General features: G+C 72.6%; 22 protein-coding genes and 1 pseudogene. 15 read left to right on the plus strand and 8 right to left on the minus strand.

Translation table 11 applies throughout. From position 1 onward, the window contains the following. The first annotated feature begins 165 nt into the window (after positions 1-165). Positions 166-1248 carry a S1C family serine protease gene (locus tag HDA32_RS04105; RefSeq protein WP_179641888.1) on the plus strand — a complete coding sequence of 361 codons (1083 nt, stop codon included), beginning with the start codon at positions 166-168 and terminating at the stop codon, positions 1246-1248. Between the two features lie 204 nt (positions 1249-1452). Here HDA32_RS04105 and HDA32_RS04110 read toward each other — a convergent pair whose 3' ends face one another. After that, complete coding sequence (locus HDA32_RS04110; RefSeq protein WP_179641889.1) at positions 1453-1923, minus strand: nucleoside deaminase; 471 nt, start codon at positions 1921-1923, stop codon at positions 1453-1455. 90 nt (positions 1924-2013) lie between these two features. Here HDA32_RS04110 and HDA32_RS04115 point away from each other — a divergent pair, with 90 nt between their 5' ends. Then, positions 2014-3552, plus strand: coding sequence for an FG-GAP-like repeat-containing protein (locus HDA32_RS04115; protein WP_179641890.1), 1539 nt, complete (start codon positions 2014-2016; stop codon positions 3550-3552). A gap of 72 nt (positions 3553-3624) precedes the next feature. Here HDA32_RS04115 and HDA32_RS04120 read toward each other — a convergent pair whose 3' ends face one another. Next, positions 3625-4764, minus strand: coding sequence for an Mrp/NBP35 family ATP-binding protein (locus HDA32_RS04120; RefSeq protein ID WP_179641891.1), 1140 nt, complete (start codon positions 4762-4764; stop codon positions 3625-3627). A 279-nt stretch (positions 4765-5043) separates the two neighbouring features. Between HDA32_RS04120 and HDA32_RS04125 the strand changes: the two genes are divergently transcribed. The 5 genes from HDA32_RS04125 to HDA32_RS04145 all read left to right on the plus strand — a co-directional run bounded on the left by HDA32_RS04125 (position 5044) and on the right by HDA32_RS04145 (position 10062). Beyond that, positions 5044-5961, plus strand: coding sequence for an RNA polymerase sigma-70 factor (locus HDA32_RS04125; RefSeq protein ID WP_179641892.1), 918 nt, complete (start codon positions 5044-5046; stop codon positions 5959-5961). 290 nt (positions 5962-6251) lie between these two features. Continuing rightward, the gene (locus HDA32_RS04130) at positions 6252-7322 is read left to right on the plus strand and encodes a CPBP family intramembrane glutamic endopeptidase (protein WP_246334225.1); all 1071 of its coding nucleotides are present in this window, start codon (positions 6252-6254) and stop codon (positions 7320-7322) included. Between the two features lie 124 nt (positions 7323-7446). After that, a complete protein-coding gene (locus HDA32_RS04135; RefSeq protein ID WP_179641894.1) occupies positions 7447-8100 on the plus strand; it encodes a DUF6758 family protein in 654 nt (217 codons plus the stop codon). 68 nt (positions 8101-8168) lie between these two features. Continuing rightward, on the plus strand, positions 8169-9032 hold the full coding sequence (locus HDA32_RS04140; RefSeq protein ID WP_179641895.1) for a PHP domain-containing protein: 864 nt from the start codon (positions 8169-8171) through the stop codon (positions 9030-9032). Between the two features lie 202 nt (positions 9033-9234). After that, on the plus strand, positions 9235-10062 hold the full coding sequence (locus HDA32_RS04145; protein ID WP_179641896.1) for an MBL fold metallo-hydrolase: 828 nt from the start codon (positions 9235-9237) through the stop codon (positions 10060-10062). A gap of 332 nt (positions 10063-10394) precedes the next feature. Here HDA32_RS04145 and HDA32_RS04150 read toward each other — a convergent pair whose 3' ends face one another. Both HDA32_RS04150 and HDA32_RS04155 read right to left on the minus strand, forming a co-directional pair. Further along, complete coding sequence (locus tag HDA32_RS04150; RefSeq protein ID WP_179641897.1) at positions 10395-11276, minus strand: alpha/beta fold hydrolase; 882 nt, start codon at positions 11274-11276, stop codon at positions 10395-10397. A 145-nt stretch (positions 11277-11421) separates the two neighbouring features. Continuing rightward, positions 11422-12873, minus strand: a complete 1452-nt coding sequence (locus HDA32_RS04155) for a DEAD/DEAH box helicase (protein WP_179646457.1) — start codon at positions 12871-12873, stop codon at positions 11422-11424. Between the two features lie 746 nt (positions 12874-13619). Here HDA32_RS04155 and HDA32_RS04160 point away from each other — a divergent pair. The 3 genes from HDA32_RS04160 (at position 13620) to HDA32_RS04170 (ending at position 15345) form a co-directional block, all read left to right on the plus strand. After that, positions 13620-14327, plus strand: coding sequence for a ferritin-like fold-containing protein (locus HDA32_RS04160; protein ID WP_179641898.1), 708 nt, complete (start codon positions 13620-13622; stop codon positions 14325-14327). Positions 14328-14534: 207 nt separating this feature from the next. Continuing rightward, positions 14535-14846 (plus strand): DUF6401 family natural product biosynthesis protein, encoded by a 312-nt coding sequence (locus tag HDA32_RS04165; RefSeq protein WP_179641899.1) that lies wholly within the window; start codon positions 14535-14537, stop codon positions 14844-14846. A gap of 256 nt (positions 14847-15102) precedes the next feature. Then, positions 15103-15345, plus strand: a complete 243-nt coding sequence (locus tag HDA32_RS04170; protein ID WP_179641900.1) for a hypothetical protein — start codon at positions 15103-15105, stop codon at positions 15343-15345. A gap of 317 nt (positions 15346-15662) precedes the next feature. On the opposite strand, the pseudogene HDA32_RS04175 reads toward HDA32_RS04170, so the two are convergent. The 3 genes and pseudogenes from HDA32_RS04175 to HDA32_RS04185 all read right to left on the minus strand — a co-directional run. After that, positions 15663-16386, minus strand: a pseudogene (locus HDA32_RS04175) (mechanosensitive ion channel family protein); the annotation flags it as partial. Positions 16387-16619: 233 nt separating this feature from the next. Beyond that, on the minus strand, positions 16620-17249 hold the full coding sequence (locus HDA32_RS04180) for a TetR/AcrR family transcriptional regulator (RefSeq protein WP_179641902.1): 630 nt from the start codon (positions 17247-17249) through the stop codon (positions 16620-16622). A 173-nt stretch (positions 17250-17422) separates the two neighbouring features. Continuing rightward, positions 17423-17650 (minus strand): Rv3202a family protein, encoded by a 228-nt coding sequence (locus HDA32_RS04185; RefSeq protein ID WP_179641903.1) that lies wholly within the window; start codon positions 17648-17650, stop codon positions 17423-17425. A gap of 146 nt (positions 17651-17796) precedes the next feature. Here HDA32_RS04185 and HDA32_RS04190 point away from each other — a divergent pair, with 146 nt between their 5' ends. The 4 genes from HDA32_RS04190 (at position 17797) to HDA32_RS04205 (ending at position 21299) form a co-directional block, all read left to right on the plus strand. Further along, a complete protein-coding gene (locus tag HDA32_RS04190; RefSeq protein WP_312863037.1) occupies positions 17797-18858 on the plus strand; it encodes an alpha/beta fold hydrolase in 1062 nt (353 codons plus the stop codon). Between the two features lie 185 nt (positions 18859-19043). After that, the gene (gene moeZ, locus HDA32_RS04195; RefSeq protein WP_179641904.1) at positions 19044-20222 is read left to right on the plus strand and encodes an adenylyltransferase/sulfurtransferase MoeZ; all 1179 of its coding nucleotides are present in this window, start codon (positions 19044-19046) and stop codon (positions 20220-20222) included. Positions 20223-20388: 166 nt separating this feature from the next. Next, on the plus strand, positions 20389-20736 hold the full coding sequence (locus HDA32_RS04200) for an SPW repeat domain-containing protein (RefSeq protein ID WP_179641905.1): 348 nt from the start codon (positions 20389-20391) through the stop codon (positions 20734-20736). Between the two features lie 251 nt (positions 20737-20987). Then, on the plus strand, positions 20988-21299 hold the full coding sequence (locus HDA32_RS04205; protein ID WP_179641906.1) for an MGMT family protein: 312 nt from the start codon (positions 20988-20990) through the stop codon (positions 21297-21299). A 20-nt stretch (positions 21300-21319) separates the two neighbouring features. On the opposite strand, the gene HDA32_RS04210 is transcribed toward HDA32_RS04205, so the two are convergent. Continuing rightward, positions 21320-22081, minus strand: coding sequence for a class I SAM-dependent methyltransferase (locus tag HDA32_RS04210; protein ID WP_218882326.1), 762 nt, complete (start codon positions 22079-22081; stop codon positions 21320-21322). Between the two features lie 287 nt (positions 22082-22368). Here HDA32_RS04210 and HDA32_RS04215 point away from each other — a divergent pair, with 287 nt between their 5' ends. Continuing rightward, positions 22369-25509: an ATP-dependent helicase gene (locus HDA32_RS04215; RefSeq protein WP_179641908.1), complete on the plus strand. Its 3141-nt coding sequence runs from the start codon at positions 22369-22371 to the stop codon at positions 25507-25509. Positions 25510-25579: the final 70 nt, after the last annotated feature.

A 25579-nucleotide genomic window follows, 5' to 3' on the forward strand; every position in this document is an offset into this window, starting at 1 on the left:
CCCGGCGCGCCCTCCGTCCCCGGTGCTCCCGGTGTCCCCGGCGGCTCGCACATCCCCGGCGGCCCCGGAGGTCCCGGCGGCCCCGGCGGCCCGCCCGGTGCGCAGTGGTCCGCGGGGCCGGGCGACCCCGGCGGGCGCCCCGGCGACTCCGCGCGCCGCCGCGGCATGCCCGTCTGGGCCGTCATCGTCATCGTCATGGTCGTCGCGCTGGTCTCGGCCGGCGCGGGCGGCGCGGTCGGCGGTCTCATCGCCGTCGACAACGCCGCACCCGAACAGCCTTCCCCCACGCTCAACAACGAGGTGCCCAGCGGAACGCCGAGCCGGCCGCCGGACACCATCGCCGGCGTCGCGCAGCGGGTCAGCCCGAGCGTCGTCTCCATCCAGGGCTCCGGGCCGCAGAGCAGCGGCAACGGTTCCGGATTCGTCATCGAGAACGACTACGTGCTCACCAACAACCACGTCGCCGCCGCGCTGGAGGGCCAGGGCATCGAGGTCGTCTACAGCGACGGCCACACCACCACCGCCGGCGTGGTCGGTGCGGCGCCCAGCTCGGACCTGGCCGTCCTCCAGGTCAGGGACCCGATCGACGTCACCCCGCTGGCGTTCGGCGACTCCGACCAGGCCACCGTCGGCGACACGGTGATCGCGATCGGCGCCCCCCTCGGCCTGGAGGGCACCGTGACCACCGGCATCATCAGCGCGGTGAACCGCCCGGTCACGGTGGGGGAGAGCGGCGAGGAGACCTACATCAACGCCGTGCAGACCGACGCGGCCGTCAACCCGGGCAACTCCGGGGGCCCGCTGGTCGACGACCAGGGCCGCGTCATCGGCGTCAACTCCGCCATCGCGACGATGGGCGGCCTGTCGGGTGAGCAGACCGGCAGCATCGGCCTGGGCTTCGCGATCCCGTCCACGCAGGCCGAGCGCGTCGCCCAGCAGCTCATCGAGACCGGGGAGGCGCCGCACGCGGTGATCGGCGCCATCCTGGACATCCGCTACCAGGAGCAGGGCGCGCTCATCATCGACGACGAGTCGGTCGGCCGGCCCGTCGTCCCGAACGGCCCCGCAGACGAGGCCGGGCTGGAGCCGGGCGATGTCATCGTCGAGTTCGACGGCACCTCGGTCCGCGACTCCACCCAGCTCGTCACGCTGATCCGCAACAAGGCCCCCGGCGACAGGGTCGAGATCACCTACGAGCGCGGCGGCGAGGAGCAGCAGACCACGATGACGCTGGGCTCCTCCGAGTGACCGGCCTCCGGGCCACGGCCTTGTCCGTCCTCTGAATTCCGGAAACCGCGACCGCGGTGGAACGCCCCCTCGGAACCGGGATCCGAGGGGGCGCCGACGGTGCTGCGGGGAGCGTCGGCACGGATCCGACGCCCGAGGAACGCGAAAGGAGACCGCTCCGGGGGTCTTCGTCGATGGCGGCTCGGCCGCGGGGGCCGGGGCCGCTCATTCCGTGTCGTCCTCGCCGATGTCCTCGTACCACAGGGCCGGGTGCGCGGCGATGAAGCCGGTCATCAGCCGCTCGCACCCGGGGTCGTCCAGCACCACCACCTCGACGCCGTTCTCCGCCAGCCACTCGTGCCCGCCGGAGAACGTCCGGGCCTCGCCGATCACCACGCGCGAGATGCCGAACTGGCGGACCAGCCCGCTGCAGTACCAGCACGGCGAGAGCGTGGTGACCATCGTGGTCCCGGCGTAGGAGCGCTGCCGCCCGGCCGCCTTGAACGCCGCGGTCTCCCCGTGCACGGACGGATCGTCGTCCTGCACCCTGCGGTTGTGGCCGCGGCCGAGGACCCGGCCGTCGCGGTCGATCAGGGCGGCCCCGATGGGGATGCCGCCGCTCGCCAGGCCGGCCTCGGCCTCTTCGACGGCGATCTGCAGCCACCGCGCGTAGCGTGCGGCGTCGGACTCGGGCACCTGTCGTCCTTTCGTCGTCGGCTGAGCGAGACGAGCCGCCGGGACGGTGGTCCTGCGACACTCGCTCGAACCATACGCCACAATTCCCGAATGGGTAGATACCGATCCGCCGCATCGGCGACCGTGTTCTGTACGGTGACAGTGCTCCTCGCCGCGTGCGCGGGGACGGGAACCAGTGGCGAGCCGCCCGTTCTGGAGCCGTCCGGATACGCGCCGACGGCCACGCCCGACGGCGACGCCGCGGCGCTGAACGACGTCAACGGCGACGGCTACGCCGACTTCGCCGTCAGCGGTGAGTGGGTGCGGGGGGTCGAGGAGGAACCGGTCGGCCACAAGGCCGTCGGCTACGGCTCGGACTCGGGACTGGACCCCGCCGAGGGGACCTCGTTCAACGACCTGGTGCCCGATGAGCCGGGAGAATACGGCGACGGCCTTCTGGACGGCACCTTCGCCTTCAACGGGGACGTCCTGGAGCCCATGGCAGACCTCGACCAGGACGGCTACGCCGACCTCGTCGTCATCGGAGACACCGAGCAGTACCTCGTCCGGGGATCGGAGGACGGGCCCGCCGACGCCGTCGCTCTGGCACTCGACCGCCCGGCCGACGCGGTGGGCGACTTCAACGGCGACGGCTTCCCCGACATCATCGCCGCGGGGAGGGCGGCCCTGGGCGGCGCCGCCGACGACTCCGAGCGGACGGACCGCGAAGCGCTCCACTCCCGGGTGCTCTACGGGCCGTTCTCCGCTTCGGGGGAGCCGGCGGCCACCGGGCGCTTCGACGGCACCCAGGGGGGCTGGGTTCCGGTGGGCGGTGCCGTCGCGGGCGACTTCGACGGGGACGGCCGCGACGACCTGGTGGTGTTCGGCTTCTACTGGGAGGAGGACGCACGGTTCGAGGAACGGGGCGCGCCCCAGGTCGAAAGCGTCGTCTACTTCCGGGGCACGGACGAGGGCATGGTCGCCGCGGGTGCGGTTCAGGAGCTCAGCGTCGGATACACCGGGGGCCCCGTCGAGTACGAGACGGGCGCAGCGGGCGACGTCGACGGCGACGGCGACGACGATCTCATCGTTCCCAACGGCGGTGTCTTCTCCGTCTCCAGCGGGATCACCGTCCTCTACGGCGGGCCCGAAGGCCCCGGCTCCGGCGGGGAGAAGACCGAGATCGACCAGGAGAGCCCCGGCGTCCCCGGCGACACCGAGGCCGACGACATGGGGGAGGCCGCCGACGGGTTCGGCGAGAACCCCGCGGTCGGCGACGTCGACGGTGACGGGTTCGCCGACGTCGCCGTCGCCGCGCCCGGCGAGGACGAGGGGCGGGGGAGCGTCACCGTGCTCCGCGGAGGCCCCGACGGACTCAGCGGTGCGGGGGCCCAGCGGATCGGACTCGACTCACCGGGCGTGCCGGAGGAGCCGAGCGGCGGCCCCGGTCCCGAGGGCGGCGACCGCTTCGGCGCCGACCTCTCACTGGTCGACCTGGACGGCGACGGCCGCACCGAACTCGTGGTCGGCGCGGGCGGCTACCGCAGAGGGACCGAGCGGCCCGGCGGCTACTGGGTCTTCACGGCCACCGAGGAGGGGCCGAGCACCCGCGACGCCGTCTTCTTCGCCCCCCAGTCGCTGGGCGGGTGAGCCGCGGACCGGACACGCCGAAGGCCGCCACCTCCCCGGTGGCGGCCTTCGAGCGCGGGCGCGGCGGCGCCGTCAGCGACGGGCCGGGCTGATGCCCAGTTGCATGCCGGACAGGCCGCGCGGCTTGCCGACGAGCTCCCCGGCGATCGTGCGCAGCGCCTTGGAGGCCTCGGTGTCGGGGTCGGTCAGCACGTACGGCTTGCCCTCGTCGCCGCCCTCGCGCATGCCCATCTCCAGCGGGACCTGGCCGAGCATCGGCACCTTGGCGCCCAGCGCCTGGGTGAGGCCCTCGGAGACCGCCTTGCCGCCGCCCTCGCCGAACAGGTAGGTGCGCTCCTGGGTGCCGGGCGCGATGAAGTACGACATGTTCTCGATGACGCCGGCCACGCGCTGGTGGGTCTGGGCGGAGATGGCGCCGGCCCGCTCGGCGACCTCGGCCGCGGCCTGCTGCGGGGTCGTGACGACCAGGATCTCGGCGCCCGGCAGCAACTGCGCGACCGAGATGGCGATGTCACCGGTGCCGGGCGGCAGGTCCATCAGCAGGACGTCGAGGTCGCCCCAGAACACGTCGGAGAGGAACTGCTGCAGTGCGCGGTGCAGCATCGGGCCGCGCCACACCACCGGCTGGTTGCCCTGAGTGAACATGCCGACCGAGATGACCTTGATGTCGTGCGCGCTCGGCGGCAGGATCATGTCCTCGACCTTGGTCGGGTGGCCGGAGACGCCCAGCATCCGCGGCACCGAGTGGCCGTAGATGTCGGCGTCGACGACGCCCACCTTGTGCCCCTCGGCGGCCATGGCCGCGGCGAGGTTGACCGTGACCGAGGACTTGCCCACGCCGCCCTTGCCCGAGGCGACGGCGAACACCTTGGTCAGCGAGTTGGGCTTGGCGAAGGGGATCTCCTTCTCGGCCTGCCCGCCGCGCAGCTTGGTCTGCAGCGCCTTGCGCTGCTCGTCGCTCATCACGTCGAGTTCCACCGCGACGCGGGTGACACCGTCGACCTTGGACACGGCCTCGGTGACGTCCTTCTCGATGCGCCCCTTCATGGGACAGCCGGCCACCGTGAGGAAGATGCCGACGTGGACGACACCGCCGTCCCCGATCTCGACGCTCTTCACCATGTCGAGGTCGGTGATGGGGCGGTGGATCTCGGGGTCCTGGACCGTGGCCAGAGCCGCGGTCACCTGGTCAGTGGTGGGAGTGGAGGCCATGTATCCAATGGTACGAAAGGCGGGGGCCGAAAAGCACGGGCGGCATGCGCATCGCCGGGTCCGCATCGCAGGCGGCGCAGCGCATTCCGGGTTCGCGCGCGCGGAGTGTCACAAACACGGGCCGCCGCGTGTCCTTGTGGGGTAGGAACCGAGCGTGAGGAGCTCCGCCATGGCGCGCATTTCACTCGACCCGCCCCGACCCCTGCCGTACCGTACCGTCGAGCGGTACGCCCGCCGCCGATGCGCGCGCAGCGCGGGAACCGGAGCGAGGGCGCGGCGATGAGCGGGACCGAATCCGCGACCGGGCGCACCGCCGTGTTCGAGCGGTACCGCGGTCTGCTGTTCGGCGTCTCCTACGACATGCTGGGCAGCGTCGCCGATGCCGAGGACTGCGTCCAGGAGGCCTGGATCCGCTGGGCCGGGGACGACCGCTCCGACGTGCGCGATCCGCGCGGCTACCTGATCCGGACCGTGACCAATGTCACACTGAACCGGCTGCGGGCGGCGCGCGCCCGCCGCGAGTCCTACGTCGGCCCGTGGCTGCCCGAACCGCTGGTCACCGGACCGGACGTGGCCGAGGAGGTGGAGCGCGCCGAGTCGGTGTCGATGGCGATGCTGGTGGTGCTGGAGACGCTCAACCCGGTCGAGCGGGCGGTCTTCGTGCTCCGCGAGGTGTTCGGCCTGCCGCACGCCGAGATCGCCGAGGCCCTGGACCGCTCGGAGGCGAGCGTGCGCCAGCTCGCGCACCGCGCCCGCGAGCACGTGCACGCGCGGCGGCCGCGCTTCACCGCCGACTCCGGGGTGCGCCGCCGGCTGACCGAGCGCTTCCTGGCCGCCTGCGTGGAGGGCGACGTGGCCGGGCTCAAGGACCTGCTCGCCGATGACGTCGTCGTGCTGACCGACGGCGGCGGCAAGGTGCGCTCCGCGCTCAACCCGCTGTACGGTCCGGACAAGTCGGCCCGCTTCCTGGTCGGGGTCGCCCGTGGGTATCGGAAGGCGCGGCTGGACTTCGTCGACGTCAACGGCGCGCCGGGGATCGTCCTGTACCGGGATGGCGGCGATCCCACGACGGTCGGCCTGCTCGAAGCGGACGGCGACCGGATCACCCGGATCTACCTGGTCCGCAATCCCGACAAGCTCCGGCGGCTGGGGAGGGCGGCCCCGGGGTCCGGCCCGGTCGGCTCCGCGGGGTCCTGAAAGGATTTCGCAGGTCGGCGCGTTCTTAACGCCCTCGATACATGGTCGGCTAGTAATCTCGGCAAACGATGGGAAATGCGTCGCCACCGCCTGGTTCGTCCTGGCCGTCCGAGCCCGAAGGGCAGGGATCGCCGGCCTGGTCGCAGTCGTCTCCGGCCTGGGCATGGCCGCCCCCGCCGTCGGCGGCCGAAGATCCGCGGGCCCCGGTGTGGGCCTGGCCGCCCCCGCCCGCGGCCCGGCCGCGCCGGTCGCGGGTGGCCGGTCCGCCGCCGGGAACCCCCTACCACCGGATGGCGCGCACCGCGCGGTTCCGCTGGTGGACGCCGCTGCTGGCGGTGGTCGCCGCCATCGCGCTGTACCTGCTGGTCCAGATCCCGCTCGGGCTGACCGCGAAGCTCATCGCGATCTTCAGCGGGGCGCCCCTGGAGACCGAGGCGTTCTTCGACTCGCCGATCCCCGACCTCGCCGTGGACCTGGTCATCCTCGCGATGATGATCCCGGTGGCCATGTTCATCGCCCGGTTCGTGCAGTGGCGCCGGATCGGCACGCTGGCGTCGGTCGAGGGGCGGATGCGCTGGTCGTGGCTGCTGGTCTGCGTCGGCGTCGCCGTCGTCGCGGTCGCGGTCTCCTTCGAGTACCTGTTCGCGGTCTTCGGCGTCACCGAGCCGGGGCAGCCGACCCTGGGCCCGTGGGTCGGGGCGCGCGAGTTCGCCCTGGGCATGCTGGTGATCGTGCTGCTGGTGCCGTTCCAGGCGTCGGCGGAGGAGTACGCCCTGCGCGGTTTCCTGATGCAGGCCGTGGGCTCCTACGGCGCCGCGCCGCACGAGCGCGCGGCGCGCCGCGGGGCGGAGCCGGGGCGCGAGCCCGGCGGGATCGGCCGGCCCGTCAGCGCGTTCCTGCGCACACCGGTCCTGGCCATTCTCATCAGCGGCGGGGTGTTCGCCGCACTGCACGACTACAGCGCCTGGGCGCTGGCCGACGTCGCCTGCTTCGGCCTGGCGATGGCCTGGCTCACCTGGTACACCGGCGGCCTGGAGGCCGCGGTCGCGCTGCACGTGCTGCACAACATCGCCGCGTTCGGGATCTCGGCCTACGAGGGGACCCTCGACCAGCAGGGCGGAGCGGGCAGTTGGCAGGGGCTGACCGCCACCGTCCTCGAGGTCGGGCTGTTCTGCCTCGTCGTGGCCTGGCTGGCCGGGCGGCGCAACCTGCGGCGCCGCACCGCCGCGGGCGACCCGGCCGGGCCGCCGGCCGAACCGGCCGCCCCGCGGGCGCCGGAGCTCCCGGACCGGGCCATGCGGTCCTCCTCCTTCCAGGGGAACCCGCCGCACCCGCCGGACGGGTACTCGGGCCGGGCCTGAGCGCCCGGATCGGCGCGCACGCGGCCGCCTCGCCGCCGGGGCCGTCAGGGACCGTCGGGGGTCGCCGGGGAAAGAATGACGGATGTGTTTCCCGGAGGCCAGTGGGGTATCACGTGAAGCAACCATGAAGTCCGACCCGTCGTGTCCACGTTGCGGTCGCGCCGTCCACCCACCGGGTCTGTGGTCGAGCGCGTGGCAGTGCGGTGTGCACGGCCCCGTCGCGCCGCTTCAGCCGCTGCACGCGCCGAGCACGGCCTCCCTGGAGTTCCTGATCGCCTCCGCGCAGGTCCCCATGTGGGTGCCCTGGCCGCTGCCCACCGGGTGGGTCATCACCGGCTTCGCCCACGCCGGGGACGACCGCAGCGGAGCGCTGGCCATCGCGGTCGCGCTCTCCGGACCGGCCCCGCTGGGCGGTGTGGGCGAGATGGCGGTCGTCGCCGAAGACCCCGGCGTGGGCCTGGCGGCGCGCCTGGCCCGGTTGGAGGGCCCCGATCCCGGCGACGGCTTCGACGGCGGCCCCGCCGACGGCAAGGTCCGCTACGACGGCCACGAGATCGCCCTGTGGAGCGTCGACGCCGGCAAGGAGCACGCCGTCTACGCGGGCGAGGCGCTGGCCAGTTGGCTCTGGTTCGTGCTGAGCCCCGCCGACGTCGGCGTGATGATGTGCGAGATCAACGGCGTGCGCGACCTCCGCGACCGCCACGACGGCGGCGCGGCCCAGGAGCCGCCCTTCGGCGCGCCCTCCCCGTTCCTGACCGAGGCGCTGCGCCCGCTGTGACCGCTCCGGCCCCGGACGGGACCGGTCCGGTCGGCGGGCCCGTGCGGGCGTGCTCCTAGAATCGACCGATGCGCATCGACCTGCACTCCCACAGCTCCGTGTCCGACGGCACCGACGCCCCCAAGGCGGTCATCGACCACGCGGTCGCCGCCGGGCTGGACGTCCTCGCCCTCACCGACCACGACACCGTCGCCGGGCACGCCGAGGCCGCGGCCCACCTCCCGCCCGGGTTCACGCTGGTGCCGGGCATGGAGCTGTCGTGCGCCCACATGGGAAGCAGCGTCCACCTGCTGGGCTACCTGTTCGACCCCGACGCCCCGGAGCTGGCCGCCGAACTGGAGCGCATCCGCACCGACCGCCTCCACCGGGCCGAGAGCATGGTCGAGCGCCTGCGCGCCGCGGGCGTCGACGTCACCTGGGAGCGGGTGCGCGAGATCGCCGGGGACGTCGACGGCGACGACGTGGTCGGGCGCCCGCACCTCGCCCGCGCGATCGTCGAGGCCGGTGCCGCCGAGAACGTGCAGGACGCGTTCGACCGCTGGATCGGCTCGGGCGGCCCCGCCTACGTCGCCCGCTACGCGCTCGACCCGGTCCGCGCCGTCGGGCTCGTGCGGGCGGCGGGGGGCGTGTGCGCGCTCGCCCATCCCGCACGCGGCGAGGGCTCCCTGACCGGGGCGGTGCCCGATGAGCTGGTCGAGCGCATGGCCGCGGCCGGGCTCGGCGGCATCGAGGCCGACCATCCCGCCCACGACGACGATGAGTCGGCGCACTGGCGCGGACGGGCCGCCGACCTCGGGCTGGTCGTCACCGGCTCCAGCGACGACCACGGCGACCTCAGCGGTCACAGGCTCGGCTGCCGCACCACCGACCCCGACGCCTACGCCCGACTGATCGGGCCCGCGACGGGGGCCCGGCCCGTCGTCGGGGCCTGAGCCAGCCTGAACCGGCCTGAACCGACACTGCGTTCCGCCCGATTCGAAAGGCGTCTCTGACCTGGTCGGATGCTGTTTATCGCCGTTTTACGGGCCGTGCGCCACGGTGATGTGCCGCGCCGCCGAGTACGCATTCGCGCCGCAGGACCGCAACAATGGGGCGCGCAAGTCTTGAATCGGACGGAATCGAAGGGTCGGCACCGTGTTCTGGAAGCGGAAGGACAAGAAGAAGGACGAGGCCGACGCGGACGGCACCGCCACGGCGACCGCCGAGTCGGAGCCGGACACCGCCGCCGAGTCCGAGCAGCCCGACGCCGAGCCGGACACCGAGGCCGCGGCGGGCTCCGACTCCGCCGCGACCGAGGACGGCCAGGGGACCGAGGCCGATGAGCGGGCCGGCGACTCCGCCGTCCAGCGGGTCGAGATCCATGGGGAGCTGGAGGCCGACGGCGAGAAGTACGAGGTCGTCACCAACACCTGGATCGTCCGGGCCGACGACGACGGCGTGATCGTGATCGACCCCGGCAACGACGCCAAGGCCGTTCTGGAGGCGGTCGGCGAGCGCGAGATCTACCTGGTGGCCTGCACCAACGGCTACAACACGCACATCGCCGGGGCCGTTGAGGTCGCCGAGCGCGACGAGGCGCCCATCGCCCTGCACCCCCGGGAGCTGCGCTCCTGGCGCAAGGTGCACGGCGTGGAGCACCGGCCCGACATGCAGGTCGAGGGCGGCGGCACGCTGGAGGTCGGCGACCTCGAAGTGGAGGTCCTGGCGACACCGGGCACGGCGCCCGGGTCGCTCTCCTACTACATCGCCGAACTCGGCGCGGTGTTCAGCGGCGACACCCTGCTGTCCGGTCGGCTGGGCACCGTCGGCGAGGGCTACATCGACTACACCAGCCAGCTCGCCTCCGTCGGCGAGGTGCTGCTGTCCCTGCCGCCCGACACCAGGGTGCTGCCCGACAGCGGCGAGGAGACCACGGTCGGCGCGGAGTCCAAGAACTTCGACTCCTGGGTCGCGGGGGACTAGCGCGGACTGAGGTTTTCGAACCGCGCCGATCTTGACCTTGTGGGGTCATCGCGACGTTTTCAGGCCCCGCAAGGTCAACGTGAGTTGTGACCTCGACCATCGGGGGTTTTGAAGCCTCAGCCGAAGGTGGGATTCGCGGTGGCTGGGTGATCCTCTCGCGCGGCCGAAGGCCCCCTACAGGGATCGCACCGGCGCCGCGCCCTCCCTCCTGGGGCCGGCCTTCACGGCCCCCTGGGGTCGAGGTGGAGGGTGCCCACCCGCGCGCCTACTCCGTCCCGGGGCCGAGGATGAAACCCAAGGTCGAGATCGGCGAGAGAACCGGCGCTCCTCCGTCATCCCCGCTGCGGGGTCTCGGCCCGGTTCCAGAAGTCGGTGAGGGCGCTCGCCGTGGTCTCCGGCGCCTCGACGCTGGGGGAGTGTGCGGCGCCGGGGATGACGACGCGGTGCGCCTGGAGCCGCTTGGCCATCGTGGCCTGCAGCTCCGGGGGCCAGGCGTCGTCGTTCTCGCCGTAGAGCACCAGCTTCGGCACGTCCGTCGCCGCCAGTTCGGCGGTGCGGTCGGGAGCGGCGGTCACCTCTTCGGCCATGCGGGCCAGGCCGATGGGGGAGTTGCCGAGCATGCGGTCGCGCAGGAACGCGTGGATGTCATCGGCCAGGCCCATGCTGCGGGTCGGCTCGTCCATGTGCTCCCACCAGATCGCGGCCAGCAGCTCGGCGGTCGGCGTGGGCCCGAGCACCGCCATCAGCTGCTGGGCGTTGTCCGCCGACGCGCCCGGCACGCCGCTGGGGCCCGAGCTCATCAGCGTGTAGGAGAGCAGCGGCGCGTCCCCGGCGATCACCGTCTCGCGGGTCACCAGGCCGCCGAACGAGTGTCCGAGCAGGTGCACGGGTCCTTCGTCCAGCGCCTCGATCAGGGCGCCGACGGCCCGGCCCAGCGCCGCGCAACCGTAGGCCGCGGGGTCATCGGGGCCGGGGGACTGGTACTGGCCGGGCATGTCGATCGCGTACACCCGCCGCCCGGCCTGGGCGAGCGTCTGCAGCACCGAGAGGAAGTCCTCCTTGCTGCCGGTGAATCCGGGCACCAGAACGGCCGCCTGCCGCTCACAGCCGCCCGCGGCCGGGACGGCCTCCAGGGCGGCGATCGATCCGAGCGGCGTCGCGACGTCGACGCGCCGCACTCCGGGCGGCAGTTCCAGAAACCGAGGCGTACTCACGTCGGTTCACCATAGACGATCTGCGAGGGAAAAGGGGCCATGGCGGTGCCCGGGAACCGCCGCTCGGCCGAACCGGGCACTCCTGCGGGTGACGGGGAGATCCTCCCGGTCACCCGATCACTTTCCGCGGCCCCTCCGGTGACCGCTACTCCTGGTCGTTCTGCACGTCGACGCCCTTGCGGGTGCGGCGGCGACGGGGCCTGCTCCTGGCCGGCTTGTCGGTGCCGGCGGCTTCGGCGGAGCGCGCATCCGGCGCCTTCTCGCCCGACTCGGCCGCGCGCTCGGCGGTGGCTCCGCCGCGGGTCCGGCGACGGTTGCGGGACCGGCGCTTGCGGGGCGGCGCGTCGTCGCGGTCGTGGCGCGGACGGCCGGTGTCGCCGATGTCCTCGACCTCCTCGGCCTCCAGGCCCGCGCGGTCACGCAGCTCCTTGGCCAGCGTACCCTTGGTGCCCGCGGGGATCCGCAGCGCCTCGAAGAAGTGCCCGGAGGTGGAGTAGGTCTCCGGCGGTTCGGGGAACGGCAGGTCCAGCGCACCGTTGATCAGCTTCCACCGCGCGACCTCCCGCCAGTCGACGAACGTCACCGCGGTGCCCGCGCGGCCGGCGCGGCCCGTGCGGCCGATCCGGTGCGTGTAGGTCTTCTCGTCATCGGGGCACTCGTAGTTGACGACGTGGGTGACGTCGTCGACGTCCAGGCCCCGCGCAGCGACGTCGGTGGCGACCAGCACGTCGATCTTGCCGTTGCGGAAGGCGCGCAGCGCGCGTTCGCGCTGGCTCTGTCCGAGGTCGCCGTGGACGGCCGCGGCGGCGAAGCCGCGTCCCTTCAGCGCGGTCGACACCTGGTCGCAGGCGCGCTTGGTCTGGCAGAAGACCATGGTCAGGCCGCGGCCCTCGGCCTGCAGCAGACGCGCCAGCATCTCCAGCTTGTCCATCTGGTGGGTGCGGAAGACGTGCTGCTCGGTGGTCGCCGGCAGGGTGTGGCCGGAGTCGTCGTCGCTCGCCCGCACGTGGGTGGGGCGGCGCAGGTAGTTGCGCGACAGCGCGACGATCTCGCTCGGCATGGTCGCCGAGAACAGCATGATCTGGCGCTCGGTCGGCACCTTGCCGAGGATGCGCTCGATGTCGGGCAGGAAACCGAGGTCGAGCATCTTGTCGGCCTCGTCCAGGACGAGCGCGGTGACCTCGGAGAGGTCCAGGTGCCGCTGGCCCTCCAGGTCGAGCAGTCGACCGGGGGTGCCGACGACGATGTCCACGCCGTTCTTCAGGCCGGTGATCTGCGGCTCGTAGGCGCGGCCGCCGTAGACGGTGAGGATGCGCGCTCCGGTCCGCTTGCTGGCCGTGGAGAGGTCCGCCGCCACCTGGATGGCGAGCTCGCGGGTGGGCACCACGACGAGCGCGCGGGGACGCTTGGCCGAGCCGGGCGCCTGCTGGACGCGCTGCAGCAGCGGCAGGCCGAACGCGAACGTCTTGCCGGTGCCGGTGCGGGCCTGGCCGATGATGTCGGTCCCGGTCAGGGCCAGCGGCAGCGCGAGGGTCTGGATCGGGAAGGGAGTGGTGATGCCTTCGGCCTCGAGGGCGTCGGCGATGTCGGCGCCGATGCCGAGGTCGCGGAAGGTCTCTCGGGATTCGTTGGTCGATTCTGTGCTTGTCAGGGCTCATGCCTCCATCTGGGCGGGCCGCACGTGTGGGTTCGTGGCCTGTTGTGTCGCGGACGGGCTCGCGGGGCGAGTCCGGCGCCGCCGAACGCTTGCCGTTCGAGCGGTGAATCCGGCGCGGCTCACCTGCCCCGAAAACCATCGGGGAGTGGCGCGGCCTTCTCCAAGGGCAGCTTCGGCGCTGCCGATCACGGATTCCCGATCGGCGCCGGTGCCGTCCACTCAGTTGTCATGGTGCGCGGCGGGGTGCGCCGCGCGATCGGTCCGACGGAGTCGGGCGCCCTCCATCGTGGATGCGATGGCTCTTCCCCGACCGCGCGGAAACGCGCGCGCGTTCGCCCCTACTCATGGGATCCGCGGGCTCAGCGGTTCGGCTTCTCCGTCGGGGGAGTGCCGCAGGTCCCGCGATGTCCCCGGACGGAATCCGGGTTCGGCCGCGGCCATCGGGCCCACACCGGGCCGCCGGGCCTTGGCGTCTTCGCACGGCGGGGGCGCTTCGCGCGGTGACCGGCCGGCGCCGATCACAGGGCAGAGTCTATCCTGCGTGCTCCGAGGCTGGACAGCCCGCCTTTACCACAGGCCGTTCTCGCGCCCGCATCGGGTGCAACACCGTCCGCGGCGGAAAAAGTCCCGCGCAGCCCGATCGGGCCGATCGAGGGCCGCGGCCCGCACCCGTTAGGCTTTTGCGCATGATCAACGGCTCCGAGTCCGGTCCAGCCCCGGCCTCCTCCGGGAACCCCTCCGCGAGCGGCGCGGTGCTCGACCTGCTCGGCCTGCTGGCCTACGCCGAACTCGGCGCCTTCTTCCGCCTGGCCGACGACGCCGAACTCGCGCCGTCACTGGCCGACAAGGGCGAGCTCGCCGGCCTGGCGGCGACCGAGTACGCGCACTACAAGCTGCTGCGCGACCGGCTGGAGGAGCTGGGGGCCGACCCGCAGGCCGCGATGGAGCCCTTCGTCGAGCCGCTCGAATCCTGGCACACCAGGACCACGCCGCAGAGCTGGCTGGAGAGTCTGGTCAAGGTCTACGTCGGGGACGGCATCGCGGGGGACTTCTACCGGCAGGTGGCCGAGTTGGCCGATGCGCGGACCAGGGAGCTCGTCTCGGGCGTGCTGTCGGAGACCGAGCGCGCCGAGTTCATCGCGGCCAAGGTGCGCGAGGCCGTCGCCGACGATCCGAAACTCGCCGGCCGGCTCGCGCTGTGGGCGCGCCGGCTCGTCGGCGAGGCCCTCAGCCAGGCCCAGCTCGTGGCCACCCAGCGGCCCGATCTCGCCGCGATGCTGGTGTCCGAGGGCGCCGATTCCGAGGTCGGCGACCTCGCGGCGGTGAGCCGGATGTTCGCCAGGCTCACCGACTCCCACACCGCGCGCATCCAGGCGATGGGGCTGACGACGTAACCGGGCGGCCGGGTGCCCGGGGCAACCGAACCGGCCGCAGCGGCCGGAGGGACGGGGCGGAAACGGGAGGCCCTCTCCCCTCGGACATGCCGCCGAGTGCCGCGTGTGTCAGTTGGGACACAGTTGACCTTGTTGGCCGTGTTTTGCCCGAACCGATATATAGTCGTTGGCGTTTCCTTCCGTTGTCACCGCCTTGAGGTAATCTCCATGCGCCGTGGGTTCTTCGCTGAGTGCCCGCTGGCTCGGCTCTCACATGACTTCGGTCAGTTCGGCCTGCTGGAAGCATCGGCATCCCCAGGACTGACCGCCGAGCTCGACCAGCACTCCGCCGCCGTCCGTGATTCCATCCAGCGCGACGGGGCCGCCGTCTCCCGGCGCAGCCTCGCGCACTACCTGCGCGGCTTCATGGACGGATGCCTGGAGCGCGGCTGGCACTCCAGCGGTGCCGGATACGACTGGGAGACCTTGCGGCTCCTGGCGATCTGCCAGATGGCCAAGGAGTACGGATTCGTCCGTTAAGTTGGTCGAGCCTTCGACCGGATTGCCGGTCACGGCGTGGGCGGCGATCCGCAAACCGGCTACGAGGACCCGCGTACTCCGCGTACTCTAAGCCGTACCCGGGGTGTCTTCACGCTGTTGGCGGTCTGCCTCGCGCGTGGGGCCGATCCCGACCGGGTAGCGCGGTTGCCATGCGCGGAATCCACCCGGACGAACAGGGGACCCGCCCCGTGATCGAAGATGCGGCCGCCATCGCGCCGCGAGAAAGGAAGAGCGCATGAGGAGCGGCCGGCATGGGGCGGCGCGCCCACCGATCGGCGTTCTGGTCCACCAGGATCGCGTCGACTTCTCCCTCTTCGCCCTGCAAGCCGTCATCGCCATCGCCGTCATGGTCTTCACCGGGCCGACCGAACCGGCGTTCTGGATCTCCCTTCCGGTGATCATCGCGAGCATCGTGCTCTCCGTCCGGCGCATCGACCGCCTCTCGCGGCAGGAACTCGCCGGCGAGGAGCTCCTCTAGGGCGGTGTGCACCACCGACCCGGGACGGACGGGGACGAGCCCGATCGGCGCCGCCAGACCCGCCCGTCCGATCTCCTAGTACTCCGGGCCGGGGCGCCTCTCGTCGCGCGGGCCCCGCACCTCCTCGGGCTCGCCCATGCGGGGTCGGCCCATCCGGCCGGTCCCGGACTCCTCCGCTCCCGGCTCGCCCATGCGCGGGCTGCCCATGCGCGTCTCGCCCGTGCCGGGCTCGACCGTCCCGGCCGAATAGCGGCCGGTGCGTCCGGCCGCGGCCTCCTGGCGCTCCGGGGCCTCCTGCTCCCGCGCGGGCGCGCGCATCGCGTCGGAGCGCCCGCTCTGGTAGCTCTGCTCGTCGCGCATGCGGCCGGTCTCGCGCTCCGCGACGTCCAGCCATTTGGACCAGCGCTGCTGCATCGGGCGGACCATGCCGCCGCCGACCCCGACGACGAGGATGCCGCCGACGGTCGCCAGCACCGCGATGAGGACCGGCGTGGTCACCGTGGTGGCCACGCCGATCTGGTTCAGGGCCGCGATGATTCCGAGCGCCAGGATGAAGACGCCGGCGAGGTTGGCCAGGAAGCGTCCGTAACCGAGCCCGCCCAGCGTGCCGTCGATGATGTCGCGCACGGCCTTGGCGATGATGCCGGCGACGACGATGATCACCAGCGCCACGATGGCGCGCGGGATCCAGGCGACGACCTCGTTGATCAACTGGGTGATCGGGTTGTCGGGCCCGAAGACGCTGAAGGCGAGTTGGAGCACGATCAGCACGCCGATGTAGTAGACCAGCTTGCCCGCGAGGCCGCTCGCGCTCTGGCGGCCCCGCCGGAAGTACTCACCGACGCCGCCGCGGTCCAGCGCCCGGTCGAGCCCGACCCGCCCCAGGCCCTTCCCCACGAGGCTGCCGATGAATTTGGCTATGATCCAGCCGAGAATCAGAATGACCAGAAAGGCCGCCAGCTTGGGCACGAAGGAGATCACCGAGCCCCAGGCGTTGGTCAGGCCCTGTCCGAAGTCGACAGCGGCGAGCGACGTTGACATGTCGTTCCTCCCCCGATGAAGCCTCGCGGGCGGGCTCGAACCGAGTCGTCGAACCCGGTCGGCACGAGTCCCCTCGCGGACCCGTCCGACGCCACGAACTGCTTATAATCCGGCGACTACCCGTTATGAGTGTGACCGAATCATCGGAGAGTGGCGACTGGCTACTCGGAGTAAAAAAGGGGATGTACAGTGCCACCTGGCCCGACCGCGCGGCCCGCGACCGGACCGAGGGGTCAGCCGCGGGTGAGGTCCCAACCGCTGATGCCGCGCCAGGCGAGCCGCGCGATGAGCTGCTCGGCCGCCTCCTTGGGGATCGAGCCGTAGTTGCGCAGCCAGTAGCGGGCGCTGGTCTCGGCCATGCCCACCAGGCCGATGCTGAGCAGGTGCGCCTCTTCGTCGGAGATGCTGGTGTCCTGCCGGATCACCTCGCCGATGAGCCCGGCGCACTGGACCAGCGTCTCCTCGGTCTTCTCCCGGACCGCGGGGAGGTTGCGCAGGTCCGACTCGAAGACCAGGCGGAACGCCTCGCCCTCGCCGGCGACGAAGTCGAAGTAGGCCTGGAAGCTGGCGGCGACGCGCTGCCGGTTGTCGTCGGTCGACTCCAGCGCTTCGCGCTGCTTGTCCACGAGGGCCTCGGAGTGCTGCTCCAGCAGTGCGAGGTACAGCTCCAGCTTGCCGGGGAAGTGCTGGTAGAGCACGGGCTTGCTGACCCCTGCGCGGTCGGCGATCTCGTCCATCGCCGCGGCGTGGTAGCCCTGCGCGACGAAGACCTCCTGGGCCGCGGCCAGGAGCTGGCGCCGGCGCGCGAGCCGGGGCAGCCGGGTCCCCCGCGGGCGGGCGTCTGAAGGAGCTGTCACACCCATACCCTCCGAACTACTCGCGGCGCGGTGCGCCACGCTCGACACTGTGAGATGGCGCCGGACCTGGGAACGCGCGGCCGACGCCCGGCGCGTGCCCCACTATCTTACTTGTCCGTAAGTTGGGCGGGCGCACTCTCCCGAGCGATCGGGGCGCGGACGGGCGGACCGGACCGGCCTCAGCGGTAGTCGTCCTCATCGTTTCCGACCTCGCGCGACTGCTCCACGGCATCGGCCTCGGTGACCTCGTCGTCCGCGCTGAAGGTGGTGTTGTTCAGCCAGTCGTCGTTGTCGTCCCCCAGAGTCGCGCGCTGCTCGGCGGCGTCGGCCTCGGGGGACTCCACCGGGGACTCCGCGATCGCGTCGTCCCGCTGGCGGGTCTGCGGGCGTTTCGGATCGGACGGCACAAGAGACTCCAGGTTGGTGGACGGACGTCTCCTCCACGCTACTCCGCGTTGTCCAACGGAGGAGGCAAGCGCGGGTGGGGGTTTGGTCGGCATCCGGGCGGCCGTGCTCGTACAGTGCCAGTAGAGCCGAGCGTTACGGAGGAACCGTGAGCGAGTCCGACGCGGCGAGCGGAGCGGGCGGCACCGGCCAGGCGGCCGCCGACCGCCTGGCCGGTGGCGAGCGAGGAGTGATGGGCGAGCGGGAGGTCCTGCCCGAGCCGATCGCCCTGTGGCCGGGGGAGTTCGCCGAACTCGGCGGCCGGCGGGTGCACGTCCGCCGCGACGAGCCGGGCGACGGCGGCGCCCGGGACCGGCAGCGGACGGTCTACGTGCACGGCCTGGGCGGGGCGGCGACCAACTGGACCGATCTCATGGGCGAACTGTGCCCGGAGTTCGCGGGGGAGGCCCTGGACCTGCCCGGCTTCGGCGACTCCCCGCCGCCCGCCGACGGCGACTACGGCCTGGACGCCCACGCCGCCGCGGTCGTCGACCTCATCCGCGAGGGGCCAGGGGCCGCGGGGCCCTCCGGCCCGGTGCACCTGGTCGGCAACTCCATGGGCGCCGCCGTGGCGACGCGGGTCGCGGCCGAACACCCCGAACTGGTGCGCACGCTGACGCTGGTCTCGCCCGCGCTGCCCGACCTCCGCCCGCGGCTCGTGCCCTACCAGATGACCGGCGCACTGGTCCCGGTGATCGGGCCCGCCGTCTACGCGCGGGTGCAGGGCCGCCCGCCCGAGGTCCGGGTGCAGGGAACGCTGGACGTGACCTACTACGACCCCACCGCCGTGCCGGCCCAGCGCCTGATGGAGGCGTTGGAGGCGGAGCGCGAGCGCGACGGCCGGGACTACGCCGCGCGGGCGGTGCTCGGGTCGCTGCGCGGGATGGTCGGCGAGTACCTGCGGCGCGGGCCGCGCGCGCTGTGGCGGCAGGCCGCCCGGGTGGAGTGCCCCACGCTGCTCGTCTACGCCCGGCACGACAGGTTCGTGCACCCCCGCATGGCCGCGCGGGCGGCCCGCACGTTCCGGCGCAACCGGCTGGTGCTGCTGTCCAGGGCGGGGCACGTCGCGATGATGGAGCGCCCGGCGACGGTGGCCGGGGAGATGCGCCCGTTCCTGCTCGGCGCGGACGAAGGGCGCTCCGGCACGGGAACGGTGCAGCGCATCACCTGACGAACGGCCGCCGCGCGCGCTCCGCGACCCGGGATCCCGGACCGGGAATGCGAAACCCCACCCCGTAGGTTGGGATAAGTGCAAGCCCGTTGCGTTCTCACGAGCAGGCGCCCCGCCCGGCAGGCGCGGTGCGCGGGAGCACCGTCCGGGAGAACGCAGCGTCATCAACATGCTGAGGAGCTGCTGTGTCGCTGCCGCCGCTGGTCGAACCAGCCGACGAGCTGACCGTTGACGAGGTGCGCCGCTACTCTCGTCACCTGATCATCCCCGACGTGGGCATGGACGGCCAGAAGCGCCTGAAGAACGCGAAGGTTCTGGTCGTCGGCGCCGGTGGACTGGGTTCGCCCGCGCTGCTCTACCTCGCCGCCGCGGGCGTCGGCACGCTGGGCATCATCGACTTCGACGTCGTGGACGAGTCCAACCTGCAGCGCCAGGTGATCCACGGCCAGAGCGACGTCGACCGCCCCAAGGCGGAGTCCGCGCGCGACTCGGTCCGCGAGGTCAACCCCAACGTCGAAGTGGTGCTGCACCAGGAGCGCCTGGACTCCGAAAACGCCTTCCGCATCTTCGAGCCCTACGACCTCATCCTCGACGGCACGGACAACTTCGCCACCCGCTACCTGGTGAACGACGCCGCCGTGCTGCTCGGCAAGCCCTACGTCTGGGGTTCCATCTACCGGTTCGACGGCCAGGCCTCGGTCTTCTGGGCCGAGCACGGCCCGTGCTACCGCTGCCTCTACCCCGAGCCGCCGCCGCCCGGAATGGTCCCGTCCTGCGCCGAAGGCGGCGTCCTGGGCGTGCTGTGCGCCTCGATCGGCTCCATCCAGGTCAACGAGGCCATCAAACTGCTCGCCGGGTTCGGCGACCCGCTCGTCGGCCGGCTGATGATCTATGACGCCCTGGAGATGAGCTACCGCTCGGTGAAGGTCCGCAAGGACCCCGAGTGCCCGCTGTGCGGCAAGAACCCCACGATCACCGAGCTGATCGACTACGAGGCGTTCTGCGGCACGGTCTCCGACGAGGCGCAGCAGGCCGCCGCGGGCTCCACCATCACCGCGGGCGAGCTCAAGACGATGATGGACGACGCCGAGGACTTCTACCTCGTCGACGTCCGCGAGAAGAACGAGTACGAGATCGTCAACATCCCCGGCGCGGTGCTCATCCCCAAGGGCGAGTTCCTCAACGGCGAGGCGTTCGCCAAGCTGCCGCAGGACAAGAGGATCGTGCTGCACTGCAAGTCCGGCGCGCGTTCGGCCGAGGCGCTGGCCGCGCTCAAGGGCGCGGGCTTCGGCGACGCGGTGCACGTGGGCGGCGGCGTGCTGGCCTGGGTCAACCAGGTCGACCCCAGCCTGCCGACCTACTGACCGCGGACTTCACACAGGGGCCGCCGCGCATCACGTCGCGGCGGCCCTTTTCGGTCGGCTCCCGGCCTGCGCCGACGGACGGGTTTTACCGCGCCGTGCGATTGAGATCCACGTCACACCGGGTAAATCCGGGGAGACGGCAGGACACCGGGCCGGGAGGTGTGTGATGAAGGGGCGCTGGGACGACTGGGGGGTCGTGGTGGCGGGCGTGGCCGCGGCCGTGAGCTGGATCTGGCACGGCATGCTCGGCATCGGCGCCGCGTCCATGGTGCTGCTCGGCGTGCTCATGGTGCTGACCGCGGTGATGTCGATCACCCGCCCCGGGCTCATCACGACCGAGGCCGTGACGCTGGTGCTCGGCGTCCTGATGTTCCTCACCCCGTGGCTGTTCGGCTTCGCCGACACGGCCCCGGCGGCGTGGACGGGCTGGGTCGTCGGTGCGGTGGTCGTGGTGATGGGGCTGATCGGCCTGCCGCTGAGCAACGCGGTGCACCGCCGCGCGGTCCCGCACTAGCCGACGGCCGGCGGGCACCACGGAGGCTGTGGCGAGAGCGCGGCCCCCTTTGCCGGGCCCGGGAAATTCTCGCCATGGTGGGCCGCGCCTCGCCGCCGAAGCGGTGGTCCTGGCTCCTGCGCACGCGGTCACCGATGTGCCTCGGCCGCGAGGCGCGCCGGGGCCGTCCCTGCGGAGCAGACCGGCGTGATGGCGCGCTCTCGCGGCAGCCTTCCGGGGCCGAGCGCAAGAGAGCCCGTTACCGTTGGCCCATGCCCCAGCCAGACGCCCATCCCGGCGACTACGCCGAACGCGTGCTCGAAGTCGTGGAGCGGATCCCGCCCGGCCGGGTCATGTCCTACGGCGACGTCGCCGAGTACCTCGGGGAGGGCGGCCCGAGGCAGGTCGGCGCCGTCATGTCGACGTGGGGCGGCGGCGTGCCCTGGTGGCGGGTGATCCGCGCCGACGGGACCCCGCCGCCCGGCCACGAGGTGCGCGCCCTGAGCCACTACGCCGCCGAGTCCACCCCGCTGCGCCCGGGCACCGACCGCGTCGACATGCGCCGCGCCAGGTGGGACGGGTGAGAGCGGCGGCGGCCGGCCGGCTATTCCGGTCGGCGGCCGAGGACGAAGCCGAAGCGGTCGGTGAAGCGCAGCGTCTGCTCCGGGTGCCTGCTGCGCATCTCCTCGGCGCCGGACGCGAGCTCCTCGTCGGTGAAGGTGAACAGCACCGACATCCACTTGTGCCGCTGGACCAGCCGAATGTAGTGCTCCCTGTCCACCTCGACGGCGAAGTCGTGCTGGCCGATCCGGGTGTCCAGGCCGCTGGAGCGCATGGCCGCCGCGATGTCGGCGATCTCGGGGTGCCTCTCGGCGAAGCGGTCCAGGGCGGCCTGGAACAGCGGGTAATCGAGCTTGGGCGGGAGGCTGATGATCAGCAGCCTGCCGCCGGGGGCGAGCAGCCGGGCGAGACCGCCGACCGTGGCGGCCACGTCGGGGACGTGGTGGATCGTCTCCTTGACCAGGACGGCGTCGAGCTCCCCGTAGGGGAGGTCGGCCCGCCCCTCGGCGACCTCCTCGGCGCCGGCGCACACCGTGCGCACGCGCGGGTCGGCGGGCACCTGGTCCAGCATGTGCTGGGAGGGATCCACGCACAGCAGGGGCGTGTCGGGGGAGATCCGGGGCAGCAGCGCCCGCTCGAACAGTCCGGTCCCGCCGCCGACGTCGGCGACCCGGTCGCCCGGCCGTAGGTCCAGTGCCTCGGCGATCAGCCGGTTCATCCACTCCACGTACTCGGCGCTGTGGGCCCAGTTGCCGTCATAGTCGCGAGCAAGATTCTCGTAGTGTTCCGCGATCGTGTCGCGCACGGAGATCCTCCTTGGTCGCATCGGAAGAAGGGTCGCGGACCGGTCAAGAGTGCGCGCCGCACGCGCCGTTCCGGTCGTCGCGGCCCCGTCCGACCCTAGGGGGTTCACCTTTCACTTCCTGTTTCAGACGGGCCGGAAACTCTTGTTGGAATGTCCTTTACCTGCTGACTGTGCACGTCGGCGGAAGGCGGGGCCGCACCCGGCCCCGGACGTTTCGAGCCGTGCGCCGGGCCCTCGAGGCCCCCGGGCGGCCCCGAATGTGGTGGGCATCTGGTGAACTAGATGGGGTGAGCTCATCCCCGTACCGTCTGGTGCGGCGGGTCCGGCGCGTGGCGCCCCCGCCGGTCCTGGACGACCACCAGCAGCGCGTCGTCGCCCACAAGGGCGGCCCGCTGCTCGTGCTGGCGGGGCCGGGCACCGGCAAGACCACCACGATCGTCGAGGCCGTCGTCGACCGGATCGAGAACCGGGGAACGGACCCCGCGAAGGTCCTGGTGCTCACGTTCAGCCGCAAGGCGGCCCAGGAACTGCGGGAGCGCATCACCGCGCGGCTGCGCCGCACCACGCGCGAACCCCTCGCGCTCACCTTCCACAGCTACGCCTACGCGCTGATCCGCAGGGAGTTCCAGCGCTCCGGCGACCTGCCGCCGCGGCTGCTGTCAGGGCCCGAACAGCTCATGGAGGTGCGCGAACTGCTCGCGGGCGAGCTGGGCGACGGCGCCGCGGCGTGGCCCGAGCGGCTGCGGCCGGCGCTGCACACCCGCGGCTTCGCCGACGAGCTGCGCGACTTCCTGATGCGCGCCCAGGAGCGGGGGCTGGACTCCTCGGACCTGAGCGCCCTCGGACGCGCGCAGAACCGCGACGACTGGGTGGCGGCCGGCGGCTTCCTCGACCGCTACATCGGGCGCTTCGACATCGCCCCGGTCCCGACGTTCAACTACGCCGAACTCGTGCGGATCGCGGCGAACCTGCTCGGCGACCCCGAGGTCCAGGCGCGGGAGCGCGCGGCGAGGGAGGCCGTGTTCGTCGACGAGTACCAGGACACCGACCCGGCCCAGGAGGAGCTGCTGCGCGCGCTGGCCGGGGACGGCCGCGGCCTCGTCGCGGTGGGCGACCCCGACCAGTCCGTCTACGGCTTCCGGGGCGCCGACGTGCGCAACATCCTGGAGTTCCCGCAACGGTTCCCCCAGGTGAACGGGGAACCGGCCCCGGTGGTGGCGCTCCAGGTGTGCCGGCGCAGCGGCCCCGCGCCGCTGGACGCCTCCCGCCGCCTCGCCCGGCGGCTGCCCGCCGCGCCGAGCCCCAACGGCGGGCAGGTCAACGCCCACCGCATGCTCACCCCCGTGCCCGAAGCGCCGACCGGCGGCGTCAAGGTCCTGCTCGCCGAGAGCCCGGCGCAGGAGGCCGCCGTCATCGCCGACACCCTGCGCCGCGCCAACCTCATCGACGGCGTGCCGTGGTCGCGCATGGCCGTGCTGGTCCGCTCAGCGACGCGGCAGGTCCCCGTGCTGCGGCGCGCGCTGATCGCCGCGAACGTGCCGGTCCGGGTCAGCGGGGACGAGCTGCCGCTGGCCGCGGAGTCGCTGATCCGCCCGATGCTGCTGCTGGTCCGCTGCGCGCTGCACGGGGACGCGCTCGACGATGCGACCGCGCACGAACTGCTGACCAGCGCCTTCGGTGACGCCGACAGCATCAGGCTGCGCCGGCTCGGACGCGCCCTGCGCCGAATCGAACTCGAATCCGGGGGCAACCGGACCTCGGCGGCGCTGCTCGCCGACGCCCTGAACGACCCGCGTGACCTCGCCATGGTCGACCCGGAGGTGCGCGAGCCCGCCGAGCGCATCGCCGGATACCTGCGGCTGATCCGCGAGCGCGCCGCGGCCGGCGGCACGGCCGAGGACGTGCTGTGGGAGGTCTGGCGGACCTCGGGCCTGGCCGACCGGCTGCTCAAGGCCAGCCAGGCCGGCGGGCGGCGCGGTGCCGCGGCCGACCGCGACCTGGACTCCGTGGTCGCACTGTTCGAGAGCGCGGCGCGCTACTGCGACCGCCTCCCGCCCGGCGTGCCCGAGGGATTCCTGGACGACCTGGAGGCCCAGGAGATCCCGGCCGACACGCTGGCCGAGCAGGCGCCGCAGGGCGAGTCGGTGCGCATCCTCACCGCGCACCGCTCCAAAGGGCTGGAGTGGGACCTCGTGGTGGTCGCCGGGGTGCAGGAGGGCGACTGGCCCGACCTGCGCCTGCGCGGATCCCTCCTGGGCGTGGAGCACCTGGTCGACACCGTCTCCGGCTTCACCGAGAACTCCGGCGCCGCGCTCGCCTCCAAGCTGCTGGACGAGGAGCGCCGCCTGTTCTACGTCGCCGTCACCCGGGCCCGGCGCGACCTCGTCGTCACGGCGGTGGGCGGCGAGGACACCGAGGAGCGCCCCTCGCGGTTCCTCTCCGAGCTCGGCGCGGCCGAACCCGAACGCGTCACCACCGGGCGGCGCTGGCTGGCGCTGCCCGCGCTTGTGGCCGACCTGCGCTCGGCCGTCACCGACCCCAGGGCGCCCGATCCGCTGCGCCGCGCCGCAGCGGCCCACCTGGCCCGCCTCGCCGACGCCGGCGTGCGGGGCGCCGACCCCCGCGAGTGGTACGCGCTGACCGGGCTGTCCGACGACAGCCCGCTGGTCGGGCCGGACGAGCAGATCCGGGTGTCGCCGTCGCAGGTGGAGAGGTTCGGCGACTGCGAGCTGCGCTGGCTGCTGGAGACCGCGGCCGGGGCCGACCCCGCGCAGCTCTCCGCCAACCTCGGCACCATCGTACACGCCATCGCCGTCCTCGTCGCCGAGGGCGCCGACCTCCCCGAGATCCGGCGCCGCATGGACGGCGTGTGGTCGGAGCTGGACTTCGGCGGCCCGTGGTACGCCGACAAGCAGCGCGAGAAGGCCGAGGCGATGATCGGCAAGCTCATCTCCTGGCAGGACGGCAACGAACGGACGCTGGTCGCCACGGAGGAGGGCTTCAAGGTCGACCTCGGCGGCGTCGAGATCGTGGGCCGGATCGACCGCCTGGAGAAGGACGCGGCCGGCCGGGGCGTGATCGTCGACATCAAGACCGGCAACAGCGCGCCCAGGGACGACGACATCGCCCGCCACCCCCAGCTCGGCGTCTACCAGTTGGCCGTGCTCAAGTCGGCCTTCGAGCACTTCGGACTGACCGAGCCCGGCGGCGCGGCCCTCGTCCAGATCGGCGAGAAGCGGGCCAAGGCCAAGGAGCAGGGACAGGGGGCACTCGGCGACGACCCCGATCCGGCCTGGTCGGAGCGGCTGGTCCACGACGTCGCCACCGGCATGGCCGGATCGACCTTCAAGGCCAGGATCAACGAGGGGTGCCGGGTCTGCTCGGTGCGCTCCAGTTGCCCGCTGAACGACGAGGGGGGCCGGGTGTGACCGGGGCGGCGGCACCGAGCGGCAGGCCCGCGCGCGGGCGCGAGAACGGCCCACGACCGTGAATCAGGGG

The organism is Spinactinospora alkalitolerans (assembly GCF_013408795.1).
Taxonomy (GTDB): Bacteria; Actinomycetota; Actinomycetes; order Streptosporangiales; family Streptosporangiaceae; genus Spinactinospora; species Spinactinospora alkalitolerans.